The sequence below is a fragment of the Thioclava sp. IC9 genome, assembly GCF_002213225.1.
GTDB lineage: Bacteria > Pseudomonadota > Alphaproteobacteria > Rhodobacterales > Rhodobacteraceae > Thioclava > Thioclava nitratireducens.
Genome location: NZ_NBNX01000020.1, coordinates 2501 through 5637, shown reverse-complemented (window position 1 = coordinate 5637; position 3137 = coordinate 2501). Strand labels below are relative to the sequence as shown.

Below are 3137 nucleotides of genomic sequence, written 5' to 3'. Positions count from 1 at the left end.
TGGTTGCGGGAGTAGGATTTGAACCTACGACCTTCAGGTTATGAGCCTGACGAGCTACCGGGCTGCTCCATCCCGCGTCCGTTGAGCTTTTGCCTTTTGTCAGGTTATGAGCCTGACGCGGCGATCGCGTTTTTCAAACTCTCGAGTAGAGTTTGTCTCGCTTGCGGGGTGCTCGATCCCGCGTTTATTCCCGAGGGCATTTAGTGTTTGCGATCGGGATTTTGTTTGTCATCGTTTTTTGAGAGATGAAGTTTTTCGTCGCTTCTTTCTAGGTTTGGCGGTGACCTACTCTCCCACGTCTTAAGACGCAGTACCATTGGCGCGACGGCACTTAACGGCCGGGTTCGGAATGGAGCCGGGTGTTTTGCTCGTGCTATGACCACCAAACCGAGGAAGAAGCGATGAAGTTCAAGTTGTACACTTTGTATTGTGCATGCTGTTTGATCGGTTACCAGAGGTCTGGCTACTACCGGATCAAATCAAGCCAATCGGGCAATTAGTACTGGTCAACTGAACGCGTTGCCGCGCTTACATCTCCAGCCTATCGACGTGGTGGTCTTCCACGGCCCTCAAGGGATACCTAGTTTTGAAGGGGGCTTCCCGCTTAGATGCTTTCAGCGGTTATCCTGTCCGGACATAGCTACCCAGCACTACCGTTGGCACGATAACTGGTCCACCAGTGGTCCGTTCACCCCGGTCCTCTCGTACTAGGGGCAACTCTTCTCAAGTATCCTACACCCACGGCAGATAGGGACCGAACTGTCTCACGACGTTCTAAACCCAGCTCACGTACCTCTTTAAACGGCGAACAGCCGTACCCTTGGGACCTGCTCCAGCCCCAGGATGAGATGAGCCGACATCGAGGTGCCAAACGATGCCGTCGATATGGACTCTTGGGCATCATCAGCCTGTTATCCCCAGAGTACCTTTTATCCGTTGAGCGATGGCCCTTCCACTCGGGACCACCGGATCACTATGGCCGACTTTCGTCTCTGCTCGACTTGTCAGTCTTGCAGTCAGGCTGGCTTCTGCCATTGCACTCAACGACCGATTTCCGACCGGTCTGAGCCAACCTTCGCGCGCCTCCGTTACACTTTGGGAGGCGACCGCCCCAGTCAAACTACCCACCACGCAGGGTCCCGGATCCCGATAAGGGACCGCGGTTAGACATCAAGCAGGCGAAGGGTGGTATCTCAAGGATGGCTCCACGGAGACTGGCGTCCCCGTTTCAAAGCCTACCACCTATCCTGCACATCACATGCCTGATGCCAGTGCGAAGCTATAGTAAAGGTTCATGGGGTCTTTCCGTCTAACCGCGGGTAGTGTGCATCTTGACACACAGTTCAATTTCGCTGAGTCCACGTTTGAGACAGCGGGGAGATCGTTACGCCATTCGTGCAGGTCGGAACTTACCCGACAAGGAATTTCGCTACCTTAGGACCGTTATAGTTACGGCCGCCGTTTACCGGGGCTTCAATTCGGAGCTTGCACTCCTCCTTTTAACCTTCCGGCACCGGGCAGGCGTCAGACTGTATACGTCGCCTTACGGCTTCGCACAGCCCTGTGTTTTAAGTAAACAGTCGCCACCCCCTAGTTTGTGCCCCCGCCCCATACTTGCGTACGAAGCGGGCCTCCTTCTCGCGAACTTACGGAGGCATTTTGCCGAGTTCCTTAAACGTGGTTCTCTCAAGCGCCTTGGTATTCTCTACCAGTCCACCTGTGTCGGTTTCGGGTACGGTCCGATAGTGGGGCTATTTCCAGGAACCTGTTGGCTGCCCGATCAATCCGATAAGATCGAACAACGGCTCAGATCCGTCACCACCACATGGCCCAGGAATATTAACCTGGTTCCCATCGACTACGCCTTTCGGCCTCGCCTTAGGGGCCGGCTTACCCTGCTCAGATTAGCTTTAAGCAGGAACCCTTGGACTTTCGGCGACAGGGTCTCTCACCCTGTTTGTCGCTACTCATGTCAACATTCTCACTTCTGATCACTCCACCGGATGCCTTACGGCCCGGCTTCACAGTCAGAACATTGCCTCCAATATCCCCGAGGGGAGTAAGGAGGCAGCGTTCTATATCACAGAACGCTCCGCTACCACGCACATCACTGTGCATCCAAAGCTTCGGCTCATGGCTTGAGCCCCGTTACATCTTCGCCGCAAGACCTCTTGACTAGACCAGTGAGCTGTTACGCTATCTTTAAAGGATGGCTGCTTCTAAGCCAACCTCCTGGTTGTTTTGGAAGTCTCACATGCTTTCCCACTTAGCCATGAATTGGGGGCCTTAGCTGTTGGTCAGGGTTGTTTCCCTCTCCACGACGGACGTTAGCACCCGCCGTGTGTCTGCCGATCAGTTCTTCCCGGTATTCGGAGTTTGCTTAGACTCAGTAAGGCTGTGGGCCCCCATCATCCATGCAGTGCTCTACCCCCGGGAGAATACAATCGACGCGCTACCTAAATAGCTTTCGCGGAGAACCAGCTATCTCCAGATTTGATTGGCCTTTCACCCCTAGCCACACGTCATCCGGACCCTTTTCAACGGGTGTCGGTTCGGCCCTCCAGTGAGTGTTACCTCACCTTCAGCCTGCACATGGCTAGATCATCTGGTTTCGGGTCTGATCCATCGAACTAAATTCGCCCTGTTAAGACTCGCTTTCGCTACGCCTACACCTAACGGCTTAAGCTTGCTCGATAGACCAAGTCGTTGACCCATTATACAAAAGGTACGCCGTCAGAGCTCGAGGCTCCTCCGACTGCTTGTAGGCGTCCGGTTTCAGAAACTGTTTCACTCCCCTCGTCGGGGTGCTTTTCACCTTTCCCTCACGGTACTGGTTCGCTATCGGTCAGTAAGGAGTACTTAGCCTTCGAGGGTGGTCCCCCGATCTTCAGACAGGATTACACGTGTCCCGCCCTACTTAATACGTCCAATTGAACTTCCCATACGGGGCTGTCACCCGCTCTGGCTGATCTTTCCAGATCATTCTGGTCATTCTCATGGCTCGGCTGGTCCGCGTTCGCTCGCCACTACTAGCGGAGTATCTGTTGATTTCCTTTCCTCCGGGTACTTAGATGTTTCAGTTCCCCGGGTTCGCTCTTATAACCCTATGTATTCAGGTTAAAAGTACCTGTTTTGGA

1 tRNA gene and 2 rRNA genes (1 of these 3 cut by a window edge) are annotated in these 3137 nt (G+C 53.9%); all 3 read right to left on the bottom strand.

Annotated features, from left to right (window positions below):
- Positions 1-77 (bottom strand) — tRNA-Met (locus B6V76_RS19500).
- Between the two features lie 195 nt (positions 78-272).
- A 5S ribosomal RNA gene (gene rrf, locus B6V76_RS19495) occupies positions 273-387 on the bottom strand.
- 88 nt (positions 388-475) lie between these two features.
- Positions 476-3137, bottom strand: a 23S ribosomal RNA gene (locus B6V76_RS19490); it runs 171 nt beyond the window's last position.